The sequence below is a fragment of the Chloroflexota bacterium genome, from assembly GCA_038040195.1.
GTDB lineage: Bacteria > Chloroflexota > Limnocylindria > QHBO01 > QHBO01 > DASTEQ01.
Map to the genome: position 1 here is coordinate 43,443 of JBBPIR010000006.1, position 23,864 is coordinate 67,306.

19 protein-coding genes and 1 tRNA gene are annotated in these 23,864 nt (G+C 68.2%); 10 read left to right on the forward strand and 10 right to left on the reverse strand.

From position 1 onward, the window contains the following. Positions 1-76 precede the first annotated feature (76 nt). The 5 genes from AABM41_07935 to AABM41_07955 all read left to right on the forward strand — a co-directional run bounded on the left by AABM41_07935 (position 77) and on the right by AABM41_07955 (position 4,941). Complete coding sequence (locus AABM41_07935) at positions 77-1,810, forward strand: peptidylprolyl isomerase (protein ID MEK6192240.1); 1,734 nt, start codon at positions 77-79, stop codon at positions 1,808-1,810. A gap of 10 nt (positions 1,811-1,820) precedes the next feature. Further along, a complete protein-coding gene (mazG, locus tag AABM41_07940; protein ID MEK6192241.1) occupies positions 1,821-2,948 on the forward strand; it encodes a nucleoside triphosphate pyrophosphohydrolase in 1,128 nt (375 codons plus the stop codon). Next, positions 2,945-4,150 (forward strand): glycosyltransferase, encoded by a 1,206-nt coding sequence (locus AABM41_07945; protein MEK6192242.1) that lies wholly within the window; start codon positions 2,945-2,947, stop codon positions 4,148-4,150. The genes mazG and AABM41_07945 overlap by 4 nt, the downstream gene beginning before the upstream one ends. After that, positions 4,141-4,217 (forward strand) — tRNA-Pro (locus tag AABM41_07950). The genes AABM41_07945 and AABM41_07950 overlap by 10 nt, the downstream gene beginning before the upstream one ends. 37 nt (positions 4,218-4,254) lie before the next feature. Further along, a complete protein-coding gene (locus tag AABM41_07955; GenBank protein ID MEK6192243.1) occupies positions 4,255-4,941 on the forward strand; it encodes a sugar transferase in 687 nt (228 codons plus the stop codon). On the opposite strand, the gene AABM41_07960 is transcribed toward AABM41_07955, so the two are convergent. Next, complete coding sequence (locus AABM41_07960) at positions 4,895-6,400, reverse strand: O-antigen ligase family protein (GenBank protein MEK6192244.1); 1,506 nt, start codon at positions 6,398-6,400, stop codon at positions 4,895-4,897. The two genes, AABM41_07955 and AABM41_07960, sit on opposite strands and share 47 nt — an antisense overlap. 4 nt (positions 6,401-6,404) lie before the next feature. After that, entirely contained in the window at positions 6,405-7,871 is a 1,467-nt protein-coding gene (locus tag AABM41_07965) for an LCP family protein (GenBank protein ID MEK6192245.1), read from the reverse strand. Between the two features lie 170 nt (positions 7,872-8,041). On the opposite strand from AABM41_07965, the gene AABM41_07970 reads away from it, so the two are divergent. The 4 genes from AABM41_07970 to AABM41_07985 all read left to right on the forward strand — a co-directional run bounded on the left by AABM41_07970 (position 8,042) and on the right by AABM41_07985 (position 13,095). Beyond that, positions 8,042-9,316, forward strand: coding sequence for a GGDEF domain-containing protein (locus tag AABM41_07970; protein MEK6192246.1), 1,275 nt, complete (start codon positions 8,042-8,044; stop codon positions 9,314-9,316). A 64-nt stretch (positions 9,317-9,380) separates the two neighbouring features. Then, the gene (locus tag AABM41_07975; GenBank protein MEK6192247.1) at positions 9,381-10,556 is read left to right on the forward strand and encodes an aminotransferase class I/II-fold pyridoxal phosphate-dependent enzyme; all 1,176 of its coding nucleotides are present in this window, start codon (positions 9,381-9,383) and stop codon (positions 10,554-10,556) included. 12 nt (positions 10,557-10,568) lie between these two features. Beyond that, positions 10,569-11,597 (forward strand): helix-turn-helix domain-containing protein, encoded by a 1,029-nt coding sequence (locus tag AABM41_07980; GenBank protein ID MEK6192248.1) that lies wholly within the window; start codon positions 10,569-10,571, stop codon positions 11,595-11,597. Positions 11,598-11,730: 133 nt separating this feature from the next. Further along, positions 11,731-13,095 carry a glutamine synthetase family protein gene (locus AABM41_07985; protein ID MEK6192249.1) on the forward strand — a complete coding sequence of 455 codons (1,365 nt, stop codon included), beginning with the start codon at positions 11,731-11,733 and terminating at the stop codon, positions 13,093-13,095. Between the two features lie 18 nt (positions 13,096-13,113). On the opposite strand, the gene AABM41_07990 is transcribed toward AABM41_07985, so the two are convergent. Next, complete coding sequence (locus AABM41_07990) at positions 13,114-14,097, reverse strand: glycosyltransferase (GenBank protein MEK6192250.1); 984 nt, start codon at positions 14,095-14,097, stop codon at positions 13,114-13,116. An 89-nt stretch (positions 14,098-14,186) separates the two neighbouring features. Beyond that, on the reverse strand, positions 14,187-14,711 hold the full coding sequence (locus AABM41_07995; GenBank protein MEK6192251.1) for an inorganic diphosphatase: 525 nt from the start codon (positions 14,709-14,711) through the stop codon (positions 14,187-14,189). Between the two features lie 94 nt (positions 14,712-14,805). Here AABM41_07995 and rfbB point away from each other — a divergent pair, with 94 nt between their 5' ends. Further along, positions 14,806-15,849, forward strand: a complete 1,044-nt coding sequence (gene rfbB / locus AABM41_08000) for a dTDP-glucose 4,6-dehydratase (GenBank protein ID MEK6192252.1) — start codon at positions 14,806-14,808, stop codon at positions 15,847-15,849. On the opposite strand, the gene AABM41_08005 is transcribed toward rfbB, so the two are convergent. Genes AABM41_08005 through AABM41_08030 form a run of 6 tightly spaced genes read right to left on the reverse strand, consistent with a single transcriptional unit; the run spans position 15,801 to position 23,858 of the window. Then, the gene (locus tag AABM41_08005) at positions 15,801-17,054 is read right to left on the reverse strand and encodes a glycosyltransferase (GenBank protein MEK6192253.1); all 1,254 of its coding nucleotides are present in this window, start codon (positions 17,052-17,054) and stop codon (positions 15,801-15,803) included. The two genes, rfbB and AABM41_08005, sit on opposite strands and share 49 nt — an antisense overlap. Further along, positions 17,054-18,553 (reverse strand): oligosaccharide flippase family protein, encoded by a 1,500-nt coding sequence (locus tag AABM41_08010; protein ID MEK6192254.1) that lies wholly within the window; start codon positions 18,551-18,553, stop codon positions 17,054-17,056. Before AABM41_08010 ends, AABM41_08005 begins: the two co-directional genes overlap by 1 nt. A 58-nt stretch (positions 18,554-18,611) precedes the next feature. Then, positions 18,612-19,667, reverse strand: a complete 1,056-nt coding sequence (locus tag AABM41_08015) for an NAD-dependent epimerase/dehydratase family protein (protein MEK6192255.1) — start codon at positions 19,665-19,667, stop codon at positions 18,612-18,614. Further along, positions 19,664-20,611, reverse strand: a complete 948-nt coding sequence (locus AABM41_08020) for an NAD-dependent epimerase/dehydratase family protein (GenBank protein MEK6192256.1) — start codon at positions 20,609-20,611, stop codon at positions 19,664-19,666. Before AABM41_08020 ends, AABM41_08015 begins: the two co-directional genes overlap by 4 nt. A 2-nt stretch (positions 20,612-20,613) precedes the next feature. Beyond that, positions 20,614-22,536 (reverse strand): asparagine synthase (glutamine-hydrolyzing), encoded by a 1,923-nt coding sequence (gene asnB / locus AABM41_08025; protein ID MEK6192257.1) that lies wholly within the window; start codon positions 22,534-22,536, stop codon positions 20,614-20,616. Between the two features lie 11 nt (positions 22,537-22,547). Next, positions 22,548-23,858 carry a hypothetical protein gene (locus AABM41_08030; protein ID MEK6192258.1) on the reverse strand — a complete coding sequence of 437 codons (1,311 nt, stop codon included), beginning with the start codon at positions 23,856-23,858 and terminating at the stop codon, positions 22,548-22,550. Positions 23,859-23,864 lie beyond the last annotated feature (6 nt).

Sequence of the window (23,864 nt, forward strand, 5' to 3'; positions counted from 1 at the left end):
GCGCTTCGGGTACCATGCGCGCTCGCCCAGCCATGCCACCCGCTGATCGTCCCTGCCTTGCGTTGACAGGAGCCGCATGACCTACCGCAGCCGCCCCGCCCCCCGCCGCCGACATCGGGCGCGTTGGCAGGACGAGCTTCGGACCCAACGCCTGCTCGTCGGCGGGTTCGCAGCCGCGATTGCCATCGCGCTTGGCCTGTTTGGCATGACCGCGTGGAACAGCTACTCCGACAGCCACCTGCGCCAGATGCTGATGGTCGACGGCACCGCCGTCTCGCGCGAGGCGGTGGACCTGCGCCAGGCCATCATCGGCGCCGAGCTGCAGGCGACCGGCCTGGACCTGAATGCGCAGCTGGGTGGCGCGCGAGACGCGATCCTCCAGCAGCAGCTGTCGGCCGTCGTCGACCAATTCAACACCCTCACGTCAGCCGCCACCGACTCGCTGGTGGACGGCCTGTTCCAGGCCGTCCACGCCGAGACCTACGCGATCAGCGTCGCCGACGCCGAGATCGATGCCGAGATCGCCGTCCGCCAGACGCTTTCGCCCCGCGTCCGGGTGTCCATGATCACGGTGAACGCGTTGGCCGAGGATGCGCCGACCGGGACCGAACCGACGGAGGCGGACTTCGCTCGAGCGGAGGGGGAGGCTGATGACCTGCGGGCCGAGCTGGACGACGGCGGGGACTTTGCGGCCATCGCCGCCGAGCACTCCGACGATCCCGCCTCGGCCCAGGCGGACGGACTCGTCGGCACCGTCGAGGGGGACGACGTCCAGTTCGGCTACCTCTTTCCCCTCGCCAACGGCGCTGAGGCGGGCGACCTGGTGGGCCCGGTCCGAACCGAGAACGGGTACGTGATCCTCCGCGTGGAGGCGCGCTCCGAAGAAGGACCCTTCACCTCCCTGATCGACCTTCTCGCGAGCGCGCGGGTGACCACGGCGGACTACCGGGCCTATATCGCGGATGAGCTGCGGCGCCGCGCGTTCCGCGCCTACTTCGAGCAAGAGGTGGTGGTTTCCCCGGCTCCCCAGCGCGAGATCGCCCAGATCCTGATCTTGAACGACCAGGGCGTGCCCGTTCCCAAGCAGCGCATCCGCCACCTCCTGGCCCAACCCCTGCCGGGAGCGGAGGACCAGTCCGTGGCCACCGAGGAGGAGTGGCAGGCCGCCCTGGACCGGGCCGAGGCCTGGTACGAGCAGGTCCAGGACCCGGACGCCGACTGGTTCACGCTCGCCACCCAGAGTGACGACCCCGGCTCGCGGGATGACGGCGGCGACCTCGGCTGGTATGACCCGACCAGCGGTCAGTTTGTGCCTGAGTTCGAGGCTGCGATTGCGGGGCTCACGGTCGGCGAGATCAGCGAGCCGGTTCGGACCGATTTCGGCTACCACGTCATCGAGGTCACCGATCAGCGCACCACGGCTCTCGGCTTCGCCCAGGACCTGATCGACGACCTCCAGGCCGATCCCGACTCGTTCGGCGCCGTGGCGGAGGCCAACAGCGAAGACTCGTCCACGCGCACCAAGGGGGGAAACGCTGGTTGGGTGGCACGCTACGAAGAGGTCGCAGAGCGTGAAGCGGCCATTTTCGCGCTGCAGGACGTCGGCGACATCAGCAGCGCCCCGGTCGTGGTGGGCAACCAGATCTGGATCTTCAAGCTGCTCAACTCGATCGAGCTGCGGGGCATCGACGACAATCGGCTCAACACCATCCGCGCGACCGGCTACCCCCGCTGGTACGACGAGCTGAAGGCCGAGGGCCAGATCTGGATCGACACCCAGCTGCAATTGGACGCCGCCCCGACGGCGTGAGCGACGGCCGATGACGGACGCCAGGCGAGGGCTGGACCTCCTCCTCGCGGCCGCTGGTCTGGATCCAGGCGCCGGCATTCAGGCCGTCTCCGCGGATCGGCTGGCCGCCATCCCGTTCGACCCCAGCCTCCCCCTCCTCATCCTGGCCGTGGATCCCGAGCAGGACCCGATCGTGGCCGGGACCTTGCCCGGTCGGCACGTCCGCTCCGGCCCGCAGGCCGTCCTTGCGGCGATGTATCCCCATGGCCATCCGATCTGCCCACTGCCCGCCGGTGACCTCAGCACCGTCGACGCGGTGGATGACGCGACCCTGCGGGCCGGGGACTGGCTGGTGCCGGCCCTGCCGCCCGACGACAACCTCGCCTCGCCGCACGGAATGGCAGCCATCAGCGCGCGGCTGCGCGCGCCGGACGGGTGCCCGTGGGATCGCCGCCAGGACCATCGCAGCCTGCGGACCTACCTCCTGGAGGAGGCCTACGAGACGGTGGACGCCATCGAGCGCGGCAGCCCGGACGAGCTGGCCGAGGAGCTGGGCGACCTGTACCTCCAGGTCATCCTCCACGCCCAACTGGCGGCCGAGGCCGGCCAGTTCGATCTGACCGATGTGTATCGCACCCTCGGAGCCAAGATCGTTCGCCGCCACCCGCACGTCTTCGGTGACCTGGCCGTGACCGGAGTCGAGCAGGTGGTCGCCAACTGGGAGACCATCAAATCCGCCGAGCGCGAGGAAGGCGGTCGCCCGCCCGCCTCCTTCGCCGGCGTGGCACGGGCGCTGCCGGCGCTGCCCGCGAGTCGCGAGATCCAGGAACGAGCATCAGCTCTGGGTTGGGACTGGCCGGCGGTCGAGGGCGTGTGGGACAAGGTCGGCGAGGAGCTCGACGAGCTGCGGGCCGCCGCGGCCGCCGATCCGTCTCTCGCCGGCGAACGGCTGCATGAGCTGGGCGACGTCTTGTTCGCCCTGGTCAACCTGGGGCGCTGGCTCGGTCTCGACCCCGAGGAGGCGCTGCGCGCGGCGAACCGGCGCTGGGTGGAGCGCTACACCGCCGTCGAGGCGCTGGCCGCGGAGCGCGGGCTCGCACTCGCCGACCTGGATGCCGAGGCCAAGGACGAGCTTTGGAACGAGGTCAAGGCTCGGTGACCGTCCCCCGGGTGGCGCTCGTGGCCCACGCGTCACTCCCCGACGACACGCGGGTTCGACGACAGGCCGAGGCGCTGCGCGACGCCGGGTATGACGTGGACCTGTTCGGGCTGCGCGACCCCGGGCAGCCCGAGGTCGAAGACTGGCGCGGACTGCGGATCATTCGGCTGCCCGTTCGGCGAGCCTTCACCGGATTCGCCGGCCACCTGGCGGAGTACCTCGCCTTCGCCAGCCTGATCTCCGTCCGGTTGGCCATGGAGCATCGACGGCGGCAGTACCGAATGGTCCAGGTTGCAACACTGCCCGATTTTCTGGTCTTCGCTGCTCTACCTGTTCGGCTGACCGGGGTCCCGTTGCTGCTGGACCTCCACGAGGACATGCCCGCGTTCTTTCGTGACCGATTCAGCAGTCCGGGCCTGCGACCGCTTGTCACCCTCGTGACCGCGGCCGCACGTGCCAGCGCGGCGGTCGCGGACGCCATCATCGCGGTGCACGAGCCGCTTCGTCAGTTGGCGATCGCACGCGGGGTACCGGCTCACCGGATCTCCGTGGTCATGGATAGCGCCGACGAGCGCATCTTCGAACCCACCCGTCACGCCCGCCGCGCCTTCATGGCGGACGGGCGGCTCCGGCTCGTCCACCACAGCAATCTGCAGCGTATCTACGGCCTCGACCTCGCGGTGGAAGCGGTGTCCCTCCTCGATCCGGCGCTCGACGCCCACCTGGACGTTTTTGGCGACGGGCCCTTCCGGCGGCAGATCGAGGCCGCCATCGCTCGCCACGCGGTCGGCGACCGGGTGACGCTCCACGGACGGGTGCCGCAGGACGATCTGCCAGCGGTCCTGGCGGCTGCCGACATCGGTCTGGTTCCAACCCGACCCGAGCCGTACATGGAGTACTCCTTGTCGACCAAGCTGATCGAGTACGTGGCCATGGGCGTGCCCGTCATCGCCAGCGACCTGCGCACCTTCCGATCCCACTTCGATGGGGCGGCGATTCGTTTCGTCCCCGGAGGCGACCCGCAGGCGCTTGCCCAGGCCATCGGGACCATGGCATCCGACCCCAGCGCCGCCACGTCCCAGGCCGCCGAAGCCCGACGCCAGGCGGTCCCCTATGCGTGGGCCGTCCAGTCGGCGCACTACCTGGCCGTTGTCGAGGGCCTGTTGGCTCGCGGTAGACTCGTCGCGTCGGGCGGGGCGTAGCGCAGCCCGGTAGCGCACCTGCTTTGGGAGCAGGAGGTCGGCGGTTCGAATCCGCCCGCCCCGACCACCCGCCAGCCACGCAGTGGAGGACGATCACGGGACCGATGACGCCGGCCTCCCCGTCGCGCCAGCCGGCGGGCGAGCTGTTGGTTCCCGTGGCCCCGACCGGGACGGCCTATCGGCTCGCCAAGCGCATCCTCGATGTCGTCGGCTCGCTCATCGGCCTGGTGGTCGTCTCACCCCTGATGCTGGGGCTGGGTCTTGCGGTCAAGCTCGACTCGCCCGGGCCGGTTTTGTTTCGGCAGGTACGGCTGGGTCTCGGCGGCCGCCCGTTCACGGTCCTGAAATTCCGAACCATGCATCTCAGCGCTGACGAGCGTCGCCACCAGGAGCACATCCGGGAGCTGCTCCATGCTGGCCGCACAGCCGACCATGCCACCTGGACGCCCATCGCCGCCGATCCGCGGGTGACGGGGATCGGGATGTTCCTCCGCCAGTCGCACCTCGATGAGCTCCCTCAGCTGGTCAACGTCCTCCGCGGCGAGATGAGCCTGGTCGGCCCGCGCCCGCCCATCCCCTACGAGGTGGAGTTGTACGAACCGTGGCATTTGCCCAGGCTGTCGGTCCTACCCGGGCTGACGGGGCTGTGGCAGTCGCGGGGGTGGGGCCAGCTCAGCTTCGGCGAGGGTGTCAAGCTCGACATCGAGTACGTCAAACGCCGCTCGTTCGGGCTCGACCTCCGGATCATCCTGCGGACGCTGTGGCAGCTCCTCCGGGGGCGCCAGTTCTAGTCGCCTCGGGTACGGCCATGGAGCCGATTCCCAGCAGGAACCAGAACAGGAACGCCGCCGTGTTGCCCTCCAGGAGCATGGTCGTGACCGTCGCGACGCAGACCACCACAGTGGCGGACACCACGCCAGCCGGCACGCTGAACCGGCTTCCGGTGGCCCCGCGCAACGCGCGGATGGGCTGAATCAGGGCGGTGCCGATCATGGCCAGGAACGCACTGAAGCCGAGGACTCCGCCTTCAACGCCCATGTGGAGCCAGAAGTTGTCAACCGTCAATTGGTTGGTCAGCAGGAGGTCCGTCCCGTAGCCGACGTGTACCGGGGATCCGAAGACGGATGCGGCTGCACCGCCATATCGACCCGGGCCGACGCCGAGGATCGGGTGCTCGACGACGATTGGAAGCGCGTTGACGATGAACAGGCTGCGCAGGTCGCGACCCTCGCCGACCGCATTGAACCGGTTGATGGTGGTCGCAAACGGGTCGTAGCCCAGTGATGCTCCGGCCAGGATTCCCTTGGGCATGACGACGGCCGTGACATAGGCCAACAGGACGACAACCCCGAATGCCACCAGCGCACGGCGGTCGATGATGAGGGCGAGGACGCCGAAGCCGACCGCCACCCCGAGCCACGAGCCACGCGAGTACGTCAGCAGGAGCGCCAGGACGAGCGCGAGCGCCATCCCGAAGGCGATCCACCAGCTGCGGTCCCGCGGCAGCCGGACAAGGGAGAACACGGTGAACGGCAGAGCCATGCCAATGAGCGTGCCCAGGATGTTCGGGTCTCTGACCAGTGAACCGAAGCGGACTCCTTCTCCCGACACCCCGGCGACCGGCGTGACGCCCAACAGGTCGGGCGATAGCAGCGCCTGACCGATGGCCAGCAGCGAGGTGAATGCGACGACACCCGCGATCGCCCACATTGCCCGGTGGGCATCCTCGTGGCTGTAGCCGACCATGCGGGGAAGGTAGAAGAGAATCGCGGCGTCCAGCGTAAACAGCAGGCCCGCCACCGCCACGGCCGGCGGCACCGCGTTGAAGATCGCGGATACGACGCTGATGGCGCCGAAGACAGCCAGGGCCCCCGTAAATGGGTGGCGCAGCGCGGTGACCAGCGTGCCGCGCCGTGCCCCGACCCAGGCCACCGCGAGCGTCATCAATACGAGCAATGCCTCCGAAAAGAAGCGGGACACGGAACGGACCTCTTCGGGGAGCAGGCGCTCGCCGGCGTACAGGTCGATGAGGGCCGGGGAAAGCACGACGACGATCAACATCACCCGAGGCCAGCGGACCGACGCCAGGCCCAGAAGCACCAGCAGGGCGAAGCCGGCGATCATGAATGCCGCGGTCGAGAGATATGCCGCCCCAATGACCAGGACGCCGAGACCGATGGCGAGCGCCGCGACCGCGCGCCCCGAGACGGCCTGGAACGTGTTCGAGATGGCTGCTCCGCCGCCGTTCATGCGATCAACTCGGCGGGCCGGCGGCAGAGGATCCGAGGTACCAACCCGCCAACTCCGCTTCGCCGCCGAGCAGGCGTCCCATCTCCAGCCGAACCGCATCCCGCACAGGAATGAGAAGGTAGTAGTTCAGCGGATCGACGGGCAGGTCGACGTACCCCGGCCAGCCCAGGACGACGCGGTCGATGTCCCCAGATGCAATGAGGGGCGCGAGGCTGGCGAGATCGCCCGCCTGCGTGCGCGGGAAGTCGGTCGTCACCGTCTCCGATACGGCGGTCAGCAGCCCGGGCAGGGAGATGAGCAGGTTCGTATTGGCGAATTTCTGCTGAACGGCGAGCAGGAACTCCTGTTGGCGCGCCGCTCGGAGGAAGTCGTTCTGCGTCTCCACCGTCCCGTCCGGCAGGGTCAGCGTGCCGATACGAATCCGCGCGTACGCAAGGGCATGTGCTCCGTCGTACTGGTGGCATCCAGCCTCCAGGACCACCCCCTGTTGCCCCTCCCAGGTCGGCCCGCCGTACTCCGGGTCGGCGAGGACACCTGGCAGGCAGAGGTCCACCCCGCCAATGGCATCTACCAACGCAGCGAACCCGAGGAGATCAACCCACGCGATAGTGTGGATCTCGAGCCCGAGATACAGACCCACCGTTTGGCGGAGCATACGGAGCCCGCAGTCCTCGCCCACGGTCAGCACCGGACACCACGCGGTAGGCTCGGCATTCGCGTCGGAGGCCAGCTCGTTGATGCGGCGCGGGAAGATGCCGTCGCCATAGACGCTTCGGTCAGGGAGCGGGACGTACCCCGTGTCGCGCGGGATGCTGACCATGGCGGCAGTCCTGGTCACGGGGTCGAGGCTCACGACCATGATTGTGTCGGTCAGCTCGTCCGTTCTCCCTGGTCCTGCGTCGGAACCAATGAGCAGGATATTGACCCGATCGGTCCCATCCCATCCGTACTCCGGCTCGACCGGGTCCGGTTGCGCGATCCTGGGCTGAACGTATTCGTCCGGCGCGGTGAAGATCCGGCCCAGGGCGTCCTCAGCCGCAATCGCGGTCCCGGCGACCCACAGGTGCATGGTCGCGGTCGTCAGCAGAAGGAGAACCACCACCCCGAGCGTGACTGGCGACCGGGCACCCGCGCCAGCAGGGACGGCATGCGCCTCGCGGGGGACGGCAGTCGTCGCCAGACCGGCCTGCCCGATGGCGATCAACCGCCAGACCATCAGTCCCAGGTTCAATCCGAAGATCGCGAGCAGAGCGCCGGGGAGGAGCAACATTCGTAATAGGGAGTCCGTCCCCACGGCCAGCGCCCCGCCGATCATGCCGATGAGCAACAGGACCGGTGCGGCGAACAGCAGCCCCAGCCTCGACCGACCAGCGTAGGCTTGCCCCAATCCGGGAAGGACGAACGAGAGCGCCGCGGCAAGCGCGGCGCTGGAGCGGCGAGCCGCCCGGGGGGCCAGGGGCAGGTGCGTCATATGGGACACCATGAACCAGGGTCTGGTCTGGGGCGGGAGGTCGAGTATAGCAAGGGAGGCGCCAGGCCCCGGAAGTGTTGCCCGGACGCAACGAATGGGGGGTACGGATGGGTTAGTACCTTTGCGCCCCCCGACGCCCCGCTCCTAGACTGTCGGGACCGAGACGGAGCGTGACGACAGAACTGATTTTCCTCCTGGTGAGCGCCCTCGTGGCCGGGCTGATCGTGATCGCCGGCCTCTTAGCGCTGCTCCCCGGGCGACGTTCGGCCAGCGGGCAGGGCCTTCAACCGGTCGGGCCCGGCGCGGTGTCCGAAGCACCGGCCCGCGACAAGTATGTCTCAACGGTCGAATCCCTCCCAACTCCGGTCTCTTGGCTCGGCCCCGACCGATATCGGTCCACGGTTCGGGCCACCTGGTGGGCGACCATCGCCGGTGTCCTCATCAGCGTCGCCGTGACCGACGTCTTTTCGGAGGCTCAGGTCCAGATTTCCGCCCTGGGCGTGCTGGCGGTGATCGGCGTCGTAGTCTTCCACGAGCTCATTCCCGATCGCTGGCGGTCGGCAGCCACCTCGACCGCGGAGGTGGCCAGCGCCATCGGCCTCCTGGCAGGGCTGGTGATCTTGACCGGCCGGGGCGCGTCTCCGTTCGCGCCGCTGCTCGTGCTGCCGGTGTTGGGGGTCGCCCTGGGTGCCCGGCCCGCGGCTGGCCTGGCCGGGGCATTGTCGGCCAGCCTGGGTTACGTGTTGGTGGTCGCCACTGACCCGAGCCGGCCCTTCGCCCCGGCGGAGCTGCTCCCCGCGGCGGTGGTGCTGGGCGTGGTCTGGCTGGGGACGATTTCCTCCATCGTGTTCGCTGCCCAGCAGCGCCGGGTCCAGGCTGCGACGCTCGAACTGTCGGTCACAGACCCGCTGACGGGTCTCTTCAACCGTGCCCAGATCTATGTGGCGCTTGACCAGGAGGTGCGCCGCAGCCGCCGCTCGCTCCGACCGTTCTGCCTGCTCATGGTCGATATGGATGGTCTCAAGCTCATCAACGATTCCCTGGGCCACGAGCGTGGCGACGCGGCGATCCGCGGCATCGCCGGCGTGATTCGGCGCTCGATTCGGACCGTGGACTCGGCGTATCGGTACGCGGGCGACGAGTTCGTGGTACTCCTGCCCGAAACCGATTTTGCGGGTGCCTTTGTCGTCGCCGAAAAGATCCGCCAGGGAGCTGAGGAGCTGGGTGCGGTGTTGGCGCGCGAAGACGCGCCCACCACGGTCAGCATCGGCCTCGTGTCCCACCCCGAGGATGGCTCCACCGATGAGGAGCTGATGCTCGCCGTGGATCGGGCCATGTATGCGGCCAAGGCCAGCGGCAAGAACCAGATCAGCGGCTATCTGCGGCTGCTGCGGCCCGTGAGCCCGCCCGCGGCCGCTGTCAGTCAGGCTTCGGCACTGGGGTAGTTGGCGCCCACGCCACCCCCCGACTGATCCGGGCCGTCAGGCGGCGACGGGTAGACTCTGACCCATGCCCGGATTCTCGACCCGCGCCATCCAGGCCGCCGGCCGCGTGCCGACCGTCACGCAGACCCCCGTCACGGTCCCGATCTACCAGACCAGCACCTTCGAGGTGGGATCCGCGGCCGAGCTGGAGGAGATCCTCGAGTTTCGCCGGCCGGGGCATTCCTACACCCGCTACTCGAACCCGACGCACGCGGCCCTCGAAGCGGCGCTGGCCGAGCTCGAGGGTGGGGAGGCGGCCTTCGCGACCGCGTCCGGCATGGCCGCCGTCCACGGGGCGATGCTCTCATTCGTCCGGGCCGGCGACGAGGTCCTGGCACCGGCAGCCGTGTACGGCGGCACGCTGGGCCTGCTGGCCAGCGTCATGCCGCGCTACGACGTCACCTATCGCCTGGTCCGGTCCGGCGACACGGCGGCGGTTGTGGCGGCCATCGGTCCACGCACTCGCCTGGTGTGGCTCGAGACGATCGCCAACCCGACCACCGAGATGCCGGACATCGCCGCCATCGTGGAGGCAGCCAGGGAGCGGGGCGTGCCGGTCGTCGTGGACAACACCTTCGCCTCTCCGTATCTGTGCAATCCGCTGGCCCTGGGCGCCGATCTCGTCGTCCACTCGCTGACCAAGTACATCGGGGGGCACTCCGATCTCATCGGTGGCGCGATCGTCGGAGGTGCCCAGCAGGTGGCCGCCGCCCGGGAGGTCGTCGTCAACACCGGCGGCAACGCCAACCCGTTCGAGGCCTTCCTGGCCCTGCGCGGCCTGCGCACCCTGGCCGTTCGGATGGACCGCCACTCCGACAACGGTTTGGCCGTGGCCCGCGCCCTGGAGGAGCAGCCGGGGATCTCCCGCGTCTGGTACCCCGGCCTCGCGTCCCACGGCCAGCACGAGCTCGCCCAGCGCCGTCTTCGCGATGGTCGTGCTGGCGGGATGATGGCCATCGAGCTGTCCGGTGGGCGGGCCGCCGCCGAGCGGTTCCTGGAGCGCGTCCAGGTCGCGATCCATGCCACCAGCCTGGCCGGTGTCGAAAGCCTGGTCAGCCATCCCGCCTCGTCCTCGCACCGCCAGTATGCTGACGCCGAGCTGGCGGCGGCCGGCCTGTCGCCGGGCATGCTCCGCGTCTCCATCGGCCTCGAGGATGCCGATGACCTCATCGCCGACCTCGCCGCAGCGGCGGCGGGCTGAGCGGCCCCGACCATGCCTCGACTGATCGACGTCTGGCGCGCCGTCGATCCGGAGGCACGCCTGGTGGCGGGCGATCCGTCGGCGACCGTGGCGTTGCTGCGCGGCGTGTCCCGCACCCGGGCGGCGCCCCCCCACCTGCCGCCCCCCGAAACGGGCCACCTCTTGATCATGGATGGCGCGCTGCTGTCCGGCCTCCCCGTTGAGCGGCTGATTGCCGAGATCGGAGCTTCGGGCAGCGAGCCGGCCGCCCTGCTGGTGGCGGCTCCGTCCGTGGATCGTGGCGCGGAATGGCCTGACGCCCCGTTCCCGATCCTGACCAGCCACCGGACGCCGGCGACCCTGGCTGCCGCGGCCAGCGCCTACCTTGCCGACGAGGCCGGTGTCCTGGCCCGGCTGAATGCCGAGCTGCGACTGGCGGCGGCCGAGGCTGCCCTGGCCGATCCCACACCCGCCGCGGCGGCGGGTGTGGTCGCCCATCGCATGCGCCGCGGCGTGGCCGTCGTGGCCGACGGGGAGCTCGTCGCACTCCATGCCCGACCGGCAGGTAGGGCCCTGGCCGCGAGGTTCGCCGCGGCCTTTTCCCGCCTGTTTGGCACGCCGAGCTCACGGGCCGCAGCCACCCGCCGCCTCCGGGAGGGCCTGTGGATCCACGAGCACCGCATCCGTCCCGGTGCGGCGGTGTGGCTGTTCGATGACCTCCCCATGGCGCTCGTGGACGAGACCGCAGCCGACGCGCTCAGCAACACACTGCGCGCCCTGCTCCGCCGGGCGCCTGCGCGGACGGGGCGTCCCTGGGGGAGCATCGCCGCTCCCTCATCTCGTGCAGTTGCCGCGGCTGAGCAGACCGATGAACCGCTGACCGCCACGCTGCTGGCGGTGGCCCGCGCCAACGGCCGGGTGACCCCTGCGGCACGCAGCCTGGGGGTGCACCGCAACACGGTCCTGTACCGGCTGCGCATTGCCCGCGACCAGCGGGGAATCGACCCGCGCCGGCCTGAGGATGCCCTGCGCCTGCTCCGCGAGGTTGATCGGCCCGCCTGAGCCCTTTGTGCAGAGTGCACAAAGGATCGGTCTCCACTGTGGGCTGTGCGCCATTCCCGCGGACTGCGCGGCAGCCTAGCCTCGCCTCCTCATCGGTCTATTGCCCCATCCATGCCCAGAAGGAGCCCCGCACATGGTTCGGAAGGACCTCACCGCCGCCTTGAAGCTGGCCGAGGATCGAAACCTCCGCTTTGTCAGCCTCCAGTTCACCGACATCGTCGGCCACGTCAAGTCGGTGCAGGTGCCGATGCACCAGCTCGAGGAGGCAGTCGAGCACGGGAAGTGGTTCGACGGCAGCAGCATCGAGGGCTTCGCCCGGATCGCGGAGTCGGACATGTTCCTCGTCCCCGACCTGACGACGTTCTCGCCCATTCCCTGGGAGCCGGGCCTCAACGCGGACGGGCGTCCGATCGAAACCGGCAGTGCCCGCGTCATCTGCGACGTCTTCACCCCGCACGGTGAGCCGTTTCCCGGCGACCCGCGTCAGGTCCTGCGCCGCCAGCTCGAGAAGGCAAAGGCCCTGGGGTACACCTTCAACACCGGCCCCGAGCTCGAGTTCTTCCTGCTCCGGCTGGGCGACGGCCTGATCGAGCCCCTGCCCCACGACGCGGCGGGGTACTTCGACCTGTCGGCCGACCTGGCCACCGACGTGCGCAAGGAGATGATGAACGACCTGGAGGAGATCGGAATCGAGGTCGAGACGGCGCATCACGAGGTCGCGATTGGCCAGCACGAGATCGACTTCAAATATGCCGATGCGCTCCGCACCGCCGACAACGCGGTGACCTTCAAGACCACCCTCAAGGCGGTCGCCGCCCACCATGGCCTGCACGCGACCTTCATGCCCAAGCCGATCTTCGGCATCAACGGCTCCGGGATGCACACCCACCAGTCCCTGTGGGACGACAAGCGTGGCCGCAACGCATTTGCCGATGCGAAGGACCCGTACGGGCTGTCCGCGATCGCCCGTCATTACATCGCCGGGACCCTGGAGCACGCCCGCGGAATGATCGCGGTCCTGGCCCCGCTGGTGAACAGCTACAAGCGTCTGGTGCCCGGCTACGAGGCGCCGGTGTACATCGGTTGGGCGCGGATCAACCGCTCGGCCCTCATTCGCATTCCGCAGATCAGCCGCGGGCAGCTCGACTCGACCCGCATCGAGCTCCGCTGCCCGGATCCGTCGTCCAACCCGTACCTTGCGTTTGCGGCCATGCTCGCCGCCGGTCTGGACGGCGTCCAGCGCAAGCTCCCCGCCCCCGATCCGGTAGAGGAAAACCTGTACCACCTCGACGAGGCCAAGCTCCAGAGCCGGAAGATCCGCCAGCTGCCCGGCACGCTGAGCGAGGCGCTCGACGAGCTGGCCGCCGACGAGGTGATTCGGGAGGCGCTCGGGGACCACGTGTTCGAGCGTTTCGTGGAGGCCAAGCGCGAGGAGTGGGACGAATACCGAATGCAGGTCACCGGCTGGGAGACGGCGCGCTACCTGGAGGCCTTCTAGAGTCGAGCCCGGCGTCCGTCAGGATCCCAGGATCGCGTCGGCCAACCCAGCGGACAGGACTCGCCAGTCGTATTGCTCGACCGCGCAACGTCGCGCGTTCTCGCCCAGCTCGTGCCGCAAGGACTCCGAGCGGAGCAGTTTCAGAATCGCCTCCGCCAGGTCGTCCGGGCTGTCCGATGCGGCGACCAGGCCTGACCGGCAGGCCTCCACGATCTTCCGCGTTTCAAGACGCGGGGTGACAGCGAGGGGCCGTCCGGCAGCCATCGAGTCGAAGAGCTTCACCGGGGTGGACGCATCCATGTACGGCCCGGGCGGGTGGGGAATGACGAGCACCGAGGCGTCCCCCAGAAACGCGCTGAGTCGGCCATAGGGCACCTGGTTCAGGCTGACCCAGGGATCGCGTTCGCGCAGCTGCGAGGCCAGCGTACGGAGGTATTGCGCGCTGGCCGGGCCGGTTGCGGTCAGGGCCAACCGGAGAGTTGCCTCCGGCAGCTCGGCCCGGACCCGCGCCATCGCACTCACGAGCAGCTCGATGCCGCGACCCGGAGCGGCTCCGGAGACCATCCCGACGACCGGGTCCGCCGGCGCCGGCCGCGGGACGACCCGCTCGGTGTCCGTCCCATTCGGCACCACGATGATCCGCTCGTCGGGCAATTGGCAGAGCTCGGCAAACGAGGGAGAGGGGACGACCAGCCGCCCGAACGCCGCCACGTTGCGCGCGAACAGGCGTTCCAGGTCGTGGCGCTTGCCGTCCGCCAGAGGAATACGCAAGCCGTCGGCCTGCAGCGCGGGGTGGTCGTGCACGTCGAGGACCGCCGCCCTCACCGGCCCGCGGAGGATCGCGATGGCCGCCAGGGGCAGGAGCTCGGTGGACGCGAGATGCAGTGAGCGGCGCCACCCGGTCGAGGCCGACGCAAGCGCGAGGGCCAGGGCCGGGATGCCCCGGCGACCGTAGGCGGCGACGACCCGACCGCCGGTCCGCTCCGCCAGCGAAGTGAACACGTGGCGAGCACGAATGGCGCCCCCGCTCGAGCCCGTCGCGGGAATTCCGGCGATCACCCAGCCAGCCGGGGATCCGCCGCGCAGGTGGGTCAGCGCCAGACCCCCGGTTCGACCGTGGCCTCGCCGGCCCCGCCGGCGGTCACCGCCTGATCGATGATCCGCCACGCGTCGGCCACGCCAAGCCAGCCGAAGACTTCAACCTGGCGTCCCTCGAGGCCCTTATAGATCTGGAAGAAGTTCTCGATCTCGCGCAGCCGGTGGGGCGACAGGTCCTCGAGCGCATACGTCTCGTCCCAACGCGGATCGTCAGCGGCAACCGCCAGGACCTTGTAGTCGTGGCCCTTGTCGTCGCGCATGTCGAGCACCCCCACCGGGCGCGCCCGCACCACGCAGCCGGGAAACGTGGGCTCGCTGATCACGACCAGTACGTCGAGCGGGTCGCCGTCATCGGCGAGGCTGCCCTCCAGAAACCCGTAATCGCATGGGTAATGGACGCTGCTGTACAGGATTCGGTCGAGCACAAACCGATGCCGCGCATGGTCGAACTCATATTTGTTCCGGCTCCCCGACGGAATCTCGACCACGACCTCGATGGGGGGGCGCTCCGCGGCCACGGGCCCAGTATGCGGAATGCCGAGCAGCCCGACCTGCGCGGCCGGCGAACCCGGGTAGACTCGGCCCGATGTCTCGACCGGGCCCCCGCTGAGGATGAGCCGGCTCCCGCGTCGGCTGCTGGTCACCGGAGGAGCCGGCTTCATCGGCTCGCATTTCGTGCGTCGCGTGCTGGCCCGGCACGAGGACGTGCGGGTGACGGTCCTCGACAAGCTCACGTACGCCGGCAACCTGGCCAACCTCGCCGATGTCGCAGATCATCCGCGCTATCGGTTCGTTTTGGGGGACATCAGCGATCCGGAGGCCGTTGATCCCGTTGCCAGCGAGGCGGACGCCATCGTCAACTTCGCTGCCGAGTCGCACGTCGACCGCAGCATCGAGGAGCCGGACGCGTTCATTCAGACCGACCTGCATGGGACGTACGTCCTGCTCGAGGCGGCACGCCGGCATGGCTGCGCCCGATTCCTGCAGATCAGCACCGACGAGGTCTACGGCAACGTCCCGGAGGGTTCGTCGGGGGAGGACGATCCGCTTCGCCCCAGCAGCCCCTACTCGGCGAGCAAGGCGGGCGGCGACCTCCTCGTCCTCGCGTACCAGGCCACCTACCGGGTGCCAGCCATGATCACCCGATCGACCAACAACTTTGGCCCCCACCAGTACAGCGAGAAGGTGATCCCGCTGTTCATCACCAACGCCCTCGATGGTCTCCGGCTGCCGATCTATGGCGATGGTCAGCAGACCCGCGAGTGGCTATACGTCAGTGACCACTGCGACGCGGTCGAGCTCATCCTGGAACGGGGCGAGCCGGGCCAGACCTACAACATCGGCAGCGGCTTCGAGCTCGTGAACCTCGAGCTCGCCCACCGAATCCTGGCCCTGACTGATCGCCCCAGCTCGTTGGTCGAGCACGTCGAGGATCGGCCTGGCCACGACCGTCGCTACGCGGTTGACTCGACCAAGCTGCGCCGTCTCGGCTGGCGGCCGGGCCACGACTTCGAGGCCGCGTTGGCGACGACAGTGACCTGGTACCGCGATAACCCCGAGTGGTGGCGACCGCTCAAGAGTGGCGAGTACCTCGCGTCCTACCGCAATCAGCTCCGCCTGCCGGAGCGTCGCACCGCGAGTCGGAAACGCCAGTAGGCGGTGCGCAGCCTGCGCTCGGTGCGACGGAGCCAGGCACCTCGGGCCAGGGCGTCGTCCACCGCCCGCGGTCGCGGAACGGAAGCCGGGCCGATGCCCGCCTCCTCGAGCGCATCGTCGAATGAGCGAATGAACTGGGCGTAGCTAAAGCGACCGGACTCGATCAGTTCACGGCGAGCGTTGGCCACGATCCGCGCCCGCTGGTCGGCGTCGCGGAACGTCCGGATGACCTCATCGAAGTTCGAGAAATCCTTCCGCAGGGGGATGTAGTGGGTCCCGGGCTTCAGGATGCCGGAGTACGACCCTTCGAACAGGATCTGGCATGTGTCGAAGGCGGCCGCCTCGAAATGGCGAGGGCTGATGGTGCGGTAATGGATATTGTCCTCCCACGGCTCCAGGACGTTTTCCTCGACTTCCGCGAATGAGGCGTTCGGATGACGAGCCAGGAAGGCCTCGGTCGCCGGCCCAACCTGGTCGTCGATGTCGAAGATGGACACGCCGGCCTCGACCCCGAGGACCGCCCGACACGAGCCCAGGAATTGGTACCAATCGTCGCCGTAGAGCCGAAGGTCCTCCTCGACGGCGATGTCGAGGGTCAGCCCCCGACCGGCCGCATGCTTGGCGAACTGTCGGCCGATCTCGCTCTTCTCGCGCGCCCCCCGACCCATCGAGAAGGGAAGCGTTCGAGCCCGATAGCCGATGTCGATGGTGCGCTCCTCGTCTGGTCGCGCGAACCGTGCCGCGCGATGCAGGAGGGCATCGCTGACATAGCCTGGAATCGTCGAGGACAGCCGCGGCCGGTGGGCGCGCCGCCCGTACACCCGTTCAGCGTCTTCGGGCTCCAGCAGGGTGAAGACCCAGTCAATGGCGTGGGCGTCGATGAACGTAAATCGCTGGCCGGCGTGGGCGGCCTCGTCCTGGAAAAACGCCACCCGCAGGCTGTCGCGGCTCTGGCGCAGGTACTCGACAAACGCAGGGCCCAGCTTGTACTCGGCTGACCCGAACAGGGAGTAGTGGAGGACCACGACTCTGAAGCTGAGCCCGTTCAGCGCCGATGGGAAGCGCTCGGCAGTGTTGAGGTTCCAGACCGGGAATCGGGAATGGCGCTGGAAGGCGGTCGCGTGCTCTAGGACGGTCTCGGCGTAGGGCGGGATGAAGTGGTAGAGGACGAGGATGCCGTCGAAATTGCGGCGCGCTCTCCGCATCAGGGAGCGGACTCGGCGCCTGACCTCGCGCCACGCCCCAGGCGGCGGGCGATCTCGGCGCGTGCCTGCGCGCGTTCGGCGGGGCTCAGGAGGGCGATGACGAGGCCCACCAACGTGACCGTGGCGAGGACCGACAGGCCCAACTCCGCCACCAGCGACCAGGATCGATTCCACAGGAAGAAGGTGGCGGTCGCAAGGTAGATCGCCGCGAACACGGCCAGCCGCCGCCACTCGTAGGGAACGTCGAAGCGCACCCGCGCCACGTTCCACCCGTGCTGGAGCACGATCATCGCCACGAATCCGAGTACAAGTGCTACGGCCGCTCCGGCCGCCCCCAGGGGCGGGATCAGGAGCAGGTTGAGGACGACCGAAAGGGCAGCGGCAGCTCCCTGGATGACCACCCCGGCCCGCACCCTCTTGGTGAAGTACATCCCAACCACGAGGATGCTGTGGACTCCGATCAGGAACTGCGCGGCGGCCGAAGGGCCGACCGACACGTAGGCTCCCCAGAATGCCGGCTGGGTCGCGAGTCGAATCAGCGGCTGCGCCCCGATGAAGAACAGCAGCGATACCGTCCCGGCGCCCAGGACGTAATACGTCGTGACCCGGGCGAACAGCGCACCGGCCTGATCCTGCTGGTTCATGAAGGATGAGAAGAACGGGAACCACGCGCTGGTAAAGCCGGCCACTAGAAGGGTCATCAGCAGGCCGATGTTGAACCCGACGGTATAGATACCGAGCTCGTCCAGACCGGCGCCCGCCTGCAGGAGGACCTTGTTGAATTGGAGCATGACGAAAATCGCGAGGAATCCGGGAATGAGCGGCATACCAAGCACGAGCAGCTCCCGTGCGATGGTCCGGCTGACCTGAAACGGCAAGCCGCGCAACGACACGATCATGGCTACCACCATCGTCACGGCCTGTGCGATTGCCGCCGCCTCGATGAACCCGGCCACCCCGCGGCGAAGGATCACGATCAGGATCACGCTTGCCAGGATCGAGAGGGCCGACGAGCTGAGCGTGATGGCCACGAACGTCTTGGCCCGTTCTTCGAACTGAAGCCGCGCCAGCAGCGGCTGAGTGGCGATACTCATTGCAGCGGTGGCCAGGGTCAATGTGACCAGGTAGGACAGGTTGTATGACGACTCGCCTTCCGAGAACAACATCACCGCCAGGCGGTCCGAGATGGCCCATCCCCCGACTACCAGCAGAGCAGCGCTGGCGGCGAGGGTCGCGAAGGCCGTCCAAATCGAGGCCGCCCGCTCCGCTGGCTCGTCCCGGGTGAAGTACACGATCCCTATCGCACCCGAGATCCCGAGCGCGAAAATCGGCGTCACAAAGTAGGTCATGACACCCAGGATCGAGCTGATCCCGTAGTCGGCCGGAGTCAGATAGCTGGTGTACAAGGGCAGAAGCAGCAGGGACACCATCCGCAGGAGCACCTGCCCGGCTCCGTAAATGGCGGTGTTGCGGCCGAGTCGGACGATCTGCGACCTCATCGCCAGAGCGGGCCCCCGAGCGCTGGTCCGCCGGGCGCAGCGAGGGCCGTCGACCCCATCAGGCCGCGGCGAGCCGCCGCCGGTGGCGCCTGATCGAGGCCTCGATCATCGGCAGGTTCTGCTGCGTCCAGGCCACCGTACCTCGGATTCCGTCGTCCAACGTGACCTTGGCTCGGAACCCAAGCCGGTTCCGGGCCTTCACCGTGCTGCCCAGGCGGTTGCCCGAGTGGTCCCAGGTCCGACGAGGGGCAATCTCGATCGGCGCCGGCCGCGGCAGGCAGGCGCTGATCGCGTCCGCCAGCTCGCGGATGGTGGTCTCCACCCCACTGGCCAGGTTGTAGGCCTCCCCCTCCTGGCCTTGGGCCGCACACCGCAGCAGCCCGTCAACGATGTCGTCCACATAAATGAAATCGCGCGATGACCGTCCACGGTTCTCGAGCACCAGCGGCAGACCGACGATCGCACGGTAGACGAAGGTCGGCGTGACGTTGCGCCAGACGGTTGCCGGCGTCCCGCGCCACCGCCCGGCGCCGAGGATCTCACCGGGGCCGTAGACGTTCTGGAACCGGGCGTGCACGACCGGAAGCCCGTGGCGGGCGTGGAAGTAGTTGCCGTACATCTCGCCCACGACTTTCGAGATCTGGTACGGCGAGTCGAGGTCCAGCCCGACCGGATCGTCCTCGAGGGTCGGCTCGGCGACCCCGTACACCTTCCGGGCGACGGTGCACCCGGCCGAGGCGTAGACCACCTTACGGAGGCGTTCGAACCCGGAGAGCCGTTGATATAGGCGCAAGGTCGTGATCAGGTTGTTGCTGTGGTCGGCCAATGGGTCGGCCATCGAGTTCTGGTTGCCATGGAACGTAGCCAGGTGAAATGCGTAGTCGAAGTCGTCGGCCAGGCGGGCCAGGATTGGCGGACTGGCGATGGATCCTTGGATGAAGGTCACGCGGGGCAGATCCAGGACGTCGGTCCGATTCGACGAAAGCAGGTTGTCGACGATCACCACCGCGCCCGCCCCCCGGCTGACCAGGGCACGGACCAGGTTGCTGCCGACGAACCCCGCTCCCCCGACCACCAACACGCGGGCCCCCGAGAACGCGGCCCGGGGGGTCATGCGCGGAGCTGTTCCAGCTTGAGGTGGGTGTAGGTGTCGCTGATGCCGAATCGTTGGTAGTACTCAATGGTGTCCTTCACGCCCTGTTCCAGCGGAACGCCGGCCCGCCAGCCGAAGTCGCGCTCGGTGTGACTGGGGTCGAGGAGGATGGTGTACGCATCATCGGGGCCGCGGGGGCGGACCTCGACCGGCGTGTCGAGCTTGATGCCCAGCGCTGCCACCGTGGCATCGAAGAGCTCCTGGATCGAGTAGTCGCCGCCAGACGACACGTGGTACGCCCCCACTCTGCCGCTCCCATCGACTGCCTTCTCGAGCACGTCGATGAGCTCGCTGACGAAGACGAAATCACGGCGTGTGTCCATCACGAAGCACGGCTTGCCGGCAGTCAGCCGAGAAAAGAAGGTCGGCAGCGGGCCGCTGAGGTTGCGCGGGCCGTAGGCGTTGGCCAGGCGGAAAGACTGCCACTCCAGCCCGCTCAAGGCCACGTACTGCTCGCCGGCCGTCTTGCTGATGGCATAGCTGCTTGCCCCGGGCAGGATGGGATGGTCGAGGGTGATCGGCTGCTCCAGCGGATGGAGCCCATAGCACAGGGCGGTTTGGAGGTAGATGAACCGCCGGGCCTGGACCGATTCCGAGGCTCGCACCACGAGCGCCGTCCCCAGCACGTTGGTGGCCGCGTCGGAGGCCCAGTCCTCGGGATCCTTGTAGGACGCCGCGGCATGGACCACGACCTCGGGTCGAAACCGCTTGAATGCATCCTCGACGAGGCCCCAATCGGCCACATCCCCCTCGATTACGGTCAGCCCGGGCGCCGCGTCCGGCAGGTTGTCGCGCCGGCCGGTGGCGTAGTTGTCGATGACTGTCACCTCGTCCGATCGTGCCAGCAGGCGATCGGTCAGGTGTGAACCGATGAACCCGGCTCCGCCGGTCACCAGCACGCGCATCCTCAGACAGCCCTCCGTAGCTCAGTCCGCATGGCCCCGAACTCGTGGGCCCGGTCGTGATACTGCTGTTGCCACAGCTCCAGCGAGAAGAGACCCCAGAAGCCGCGCCCGAACGCCGCCTCGCCGTCGAGCGAGGCGAGGACGGCACGGTTATCAATGACGTCGCGGCCGAGTGCCGCCTTCGACGACAGAATGTCGCCGATGAACTCGCGGGCCGGCCCCTGCGCCCACTCGGTGAGTGGGGTCGGGAACCCCATCTTGTCGGTTCGGTGCGCGATCTGCGGCGGCAGTCGGTCGCCGAAGGTGGCTACCAGTAAGCGCTTCAGCCGACCGCCCTGGAACTTGATGTCAGCTGGGATGGTCGCCGCCAGCTCCACGATCGGGTGGTCGAGGAACGGGAGTCGCGACTCAAGGCCGTGGGCCATGCTCATCCGGTCCTCGACCTGGAGCAACGCGGGTAGCAGGGTCTTGAAGTCGAAATGGGTCATCCGGTCGAAGTACGACTCGCCGTCGATGTTGTCGGCGTAGTAGATCGAGCGGAACGTCTCGAACGGAGAGTACGGGCCCAGCTGGTCCCATCGGATCTCGTCCTGGTGGGCGTTGCCGCGGCTCACCAGCCGGAAGTACCGGCGGTCCATCGGCTCGAACAGTCCCTCTGACCAGAATTCCTGGAGCATCGGCTTGTACTGGCGCAGGGTGGCCAGGTTGGGCAGGATCGACTCGTAGCTCACCACGAAGTTCCCATTGTTCAGGGTCCCGTCGATCGCGGCCTTCAGGCACTGCTCCAGGTAAGCCACCAGGTAGCGGGCGTAACCGCCGAACAACTCATCTCCGCCCTGGCCACCCAATACCACCTTGCGGTGTCGGCGAGCGTCTCGCGAGACGATGAACTGGGGGAACGCGCCGGGGCCGGCGACGGGGTAGTCGAGGTGATAGATGACCCGATGGATGTCGCGGATGAAGTCATCAACGGTGATGTCCGAGACGTGGAGGTCGAGGCCTCGATCGTCGGCGAGGACCCGCGCGTACTCGCTCTCGTCGTAGTCACTGCCCATCTTGAAACGGCCGTTGAAGGCCATCAGGCCGGCCTCTCCGGCGTCGGCGGCCAGGCCGGCGACGATGCTGGAGTCCAGCCCGCCACTGAGGTAGGCGCCGACGGGTACGTCGGCCCGCAGGTGGACGCGGACCGAATCTGAAAGTCGCGCCAGCAGCTCCTCCTCGAAGTAGCGAGACGTGTGGTCGTAGTCCGGCGCGAAATGGACGTCCCAGTAGCGCTGAATGCGAATCTCTCCACCGGCGACCACCAGCGAGTGGCCAGCGGGCAGCTCGCGAACGCCCTTGAACAGCGTCTTACCGTCGAGGCAGAACTGGAAGGTCAGGTAGTCTCGGAGGCCCTCCGGATCCGTCTCGATCGACGGCAGGAAGGGGAGCAGGGCCTTGGCCTCCGATGCGAACAGGAAGGTACCGTCCACCACCGCGTAGTAGAACGGCTTCATGCCGAACCGATCCCGCGCGCAGAACAGTGTGCCGCGGTCGGCGTCCCACAGCGCGAAGGCGAACATGCCGCGCAGGTGGCCCAGCGCCTCGGGGCCCCACTTCTGATAGGCGCGAAGGATCACCTCCGTGTCCGAAGTCGTGCGGAACGAGTCAGCGCCCATCTCCTCGCGGAGCTCGATGTAGTTGTAGATCTCGTGATTGGCGGTGATCCAATCCCCGCTCTCGCCCTGCATCGGTTGGTCACCAGTGGTCAGGTCGATGATCGCCAGCCGCCGGTGGAGAAAGCCCACCTGCCCGGATGGGTGACGCCACGTGGCGGATCCGTCGGGTCCACGGTGGCTGATGAGCGCGTCCATGACGTCGAGATCCGAGTCCAGGCCGGGGATGGGCTTCCCCGAGAGGCTCATCATCCCCGCGATACCGCACATACGTCGCTCCCCTAGCTCGCCCGCAGCCGTCGGGCGCGGCGCGCCGCTCGCGCGCTCATCACGATCGCCAACAGCCCGGTTCGCCGCAACACCTCGCGGACCATCGGTCGGACCCGCTGCCGGATCCGCACCCACCCCCACGATGGCCCATCGGCAGCATGCTCCCAGGCCGACAGCCCGCGTAGGAGGATACCCTTTCGTCGCGATTCACCCGCCGACTTGAGCGGGACGGCCGCCAAGACGGTGCGCACGAACGCCTCGTACCCGTGGTCCCCGGAGGCCACCAGGTCCGAATACGCCTGCTCGGCCAGCTCCCGATGACCATCGCCGCGGGCGACCTCATCGACGATGTCGGCCAGGTTGCCAAAGTCCGTCCGCAGCGGGATGTAGTGGCGTCCGGCCTCGAGGATCCCGTTGTAGGTCCCCTCGACCAGGATCTGGGGTGTCCGGGTCGCCGCCGCTTCGAGGTGCCGCGGCGAGATCGTGCGCAGGTTCAGCCCTCCGTCGAGACCGGCAAAGCAGGCTCGCTCGACGTCCTCGAACGAGGCGTCCGGGTGGTCGGCGACGTACGCATCGGCGCATTCGCGAATCTTCCCGTCGCGGTCGAGGATCCCGGCCCCGCTCTCGACCCCGATGGTGTAACGGCTCCGTAGCAGGAACCGGTACCAGGCATCCCCCAGCAAGGTGTCCTTCTCCTCCATCGAGATGTCGATCCGCAGCCCGGCTCGGCGACCCTCGGCCGCCACCGCGTCGGCGATCCAGCCCTTCATCATCCCGTGCCGCCCGAGCCACGGCTTCGGCTTCCATGCGCGATAGCCGATGTCGACGTCGCGTTTCGGCACGTGGCGTGAGAGCCGGTCGATCCGCTTGACGGTCTCGACCTCGAGGTAGCCCGGAAGGACTCGCGTGAATCCCACGCCCTTGCTGACCAGCGGGCCATAGATCGTGGCCCACTCCTCATCGGGTGCGCAGGTGAACACGTGGTCGACGTCGAGGTCGTCCAGGACTTCGACCAGAAGGTCGGTGTTGATGAACTCGTCCTGCGGGATCGCCACGCGTGGCGCGCGGACTCGCCTCACCGCGCCCATCCGCAGCACCACGTCGCGGAAGTCATCGGGCTGCCAGCGATCGGACAGCAGGATGGTGTGCAGGATGACGAGGTCGATGTCGAGGCGATGGATCCAGCTCGGCACTGACCGCACAGCCATGTTGATGTAGATGCAGGGCCGTCCGCTGTACCGGCGGAACGAGAAGAGGTGATCGGCGATCGCGGGGCGGACCGGCGCCAGCCGGGAGTGGTAGAGAACGAGGATCGAGCCCAACTGCGG

Bases quoted from the DNA above. Each gene is read 5' to 3' on its own strand.
- AABM41_07935 (MEK6192240.1), top strand. From the start codon at position 77: ATGACCTACCGCAGCCGCCCCGCCCCCCGCCGCCGACATCGGGCGCGT.
- mazG (MEK6192241.1), top strand. From the start codon at position 1,821: ATGACGGACGCCAGGCGAGGGCTGGACCTCCTCCTCGCGGCCGCTGGT.
- AABM41_07955 (MEK6192243.1), top strand. From the start codon at position 4,255: ATGACGCCGGCCTCCCCGTCGCGCCAGCCGGCGGGCGAGCTGTTGGTT.
- AABM41_07960 (MEK6192244.1), bottom strand. From the start codon at position 6,400: ATGAACGGCGGCGGAGCAGCCATCTCGAACACGTTCCAGGCCGTCTCG.
- AABM41_07965 (MEK6192245.1), bottom strand. From the start codon at position 7,871: ATGACGCACCTGCCCCTGGCCCCCCGGGCGGCTCGCCGCTCCAGCGCC.
- AABM41_07975 (MEK6192247.1), top strand. From the start codon at position 9,381: ATGCCCGGATTCTCGACCCGCGCCATCCAGGCCGCCGGCCGCGTGCCG.
- AABM41_07980 (MEK6192248.1), top strand. From the start codon at position 10,569: ATGCCTCGACTGATCGACGTCTGGCGCGCCGTCGATCCGGAGGCACGC.
- AABM41_07985 (MEK6192249.1), top strand. From the start codon at position 11,731: ATGGTTCGGAAGGACCTCACCGCCGCCTTGAAGCTGGCCGAGGATCGA.
- rfbB (MEK6192252.1), top strand. From the start codon at position 14,806: ATGAGCCGGCTCCCGCGTCGGCTGCTGGTCACCGGAGGAGCCGGCTTC.
- AABM41_08005 (MEK6192253.1), bottom strand. From the start codon at position 17,054: ATGCGGAGAGCGCGCCGCAATTTCGACGGCATCCTCGTCCTCTACCAC.
- AABM41_08010 (MEK6192254.1), bottom strand. From the start codon at position 18,553: ATGAGGTCGCAGATCGTCCGACTCGGCCGCAACACCGCCATTTACGGA.
- AABM41_08015 (MEK6192255.1), bottom strand. From the start codon at position 19,667: ATGACCCCCCGGGCCGCGTTCTCGGGGGCCCGCGTGTTGGTGGTCGGG.
- AABM41_08020 (MEK6192256.1), bottom strand. From the start codon at position 20,611: ATGCGCGTGCTGGTGACCGGCGGAGCCGGGTTCATCGGTTCACACCTG.
- asnB (MEK6192257.1), bottom strand. From the start codon at position 22,536: ATGTGCGGTATCGCGGGGATGATGAGCCTCTCGGGGAAGCCCATCCCC.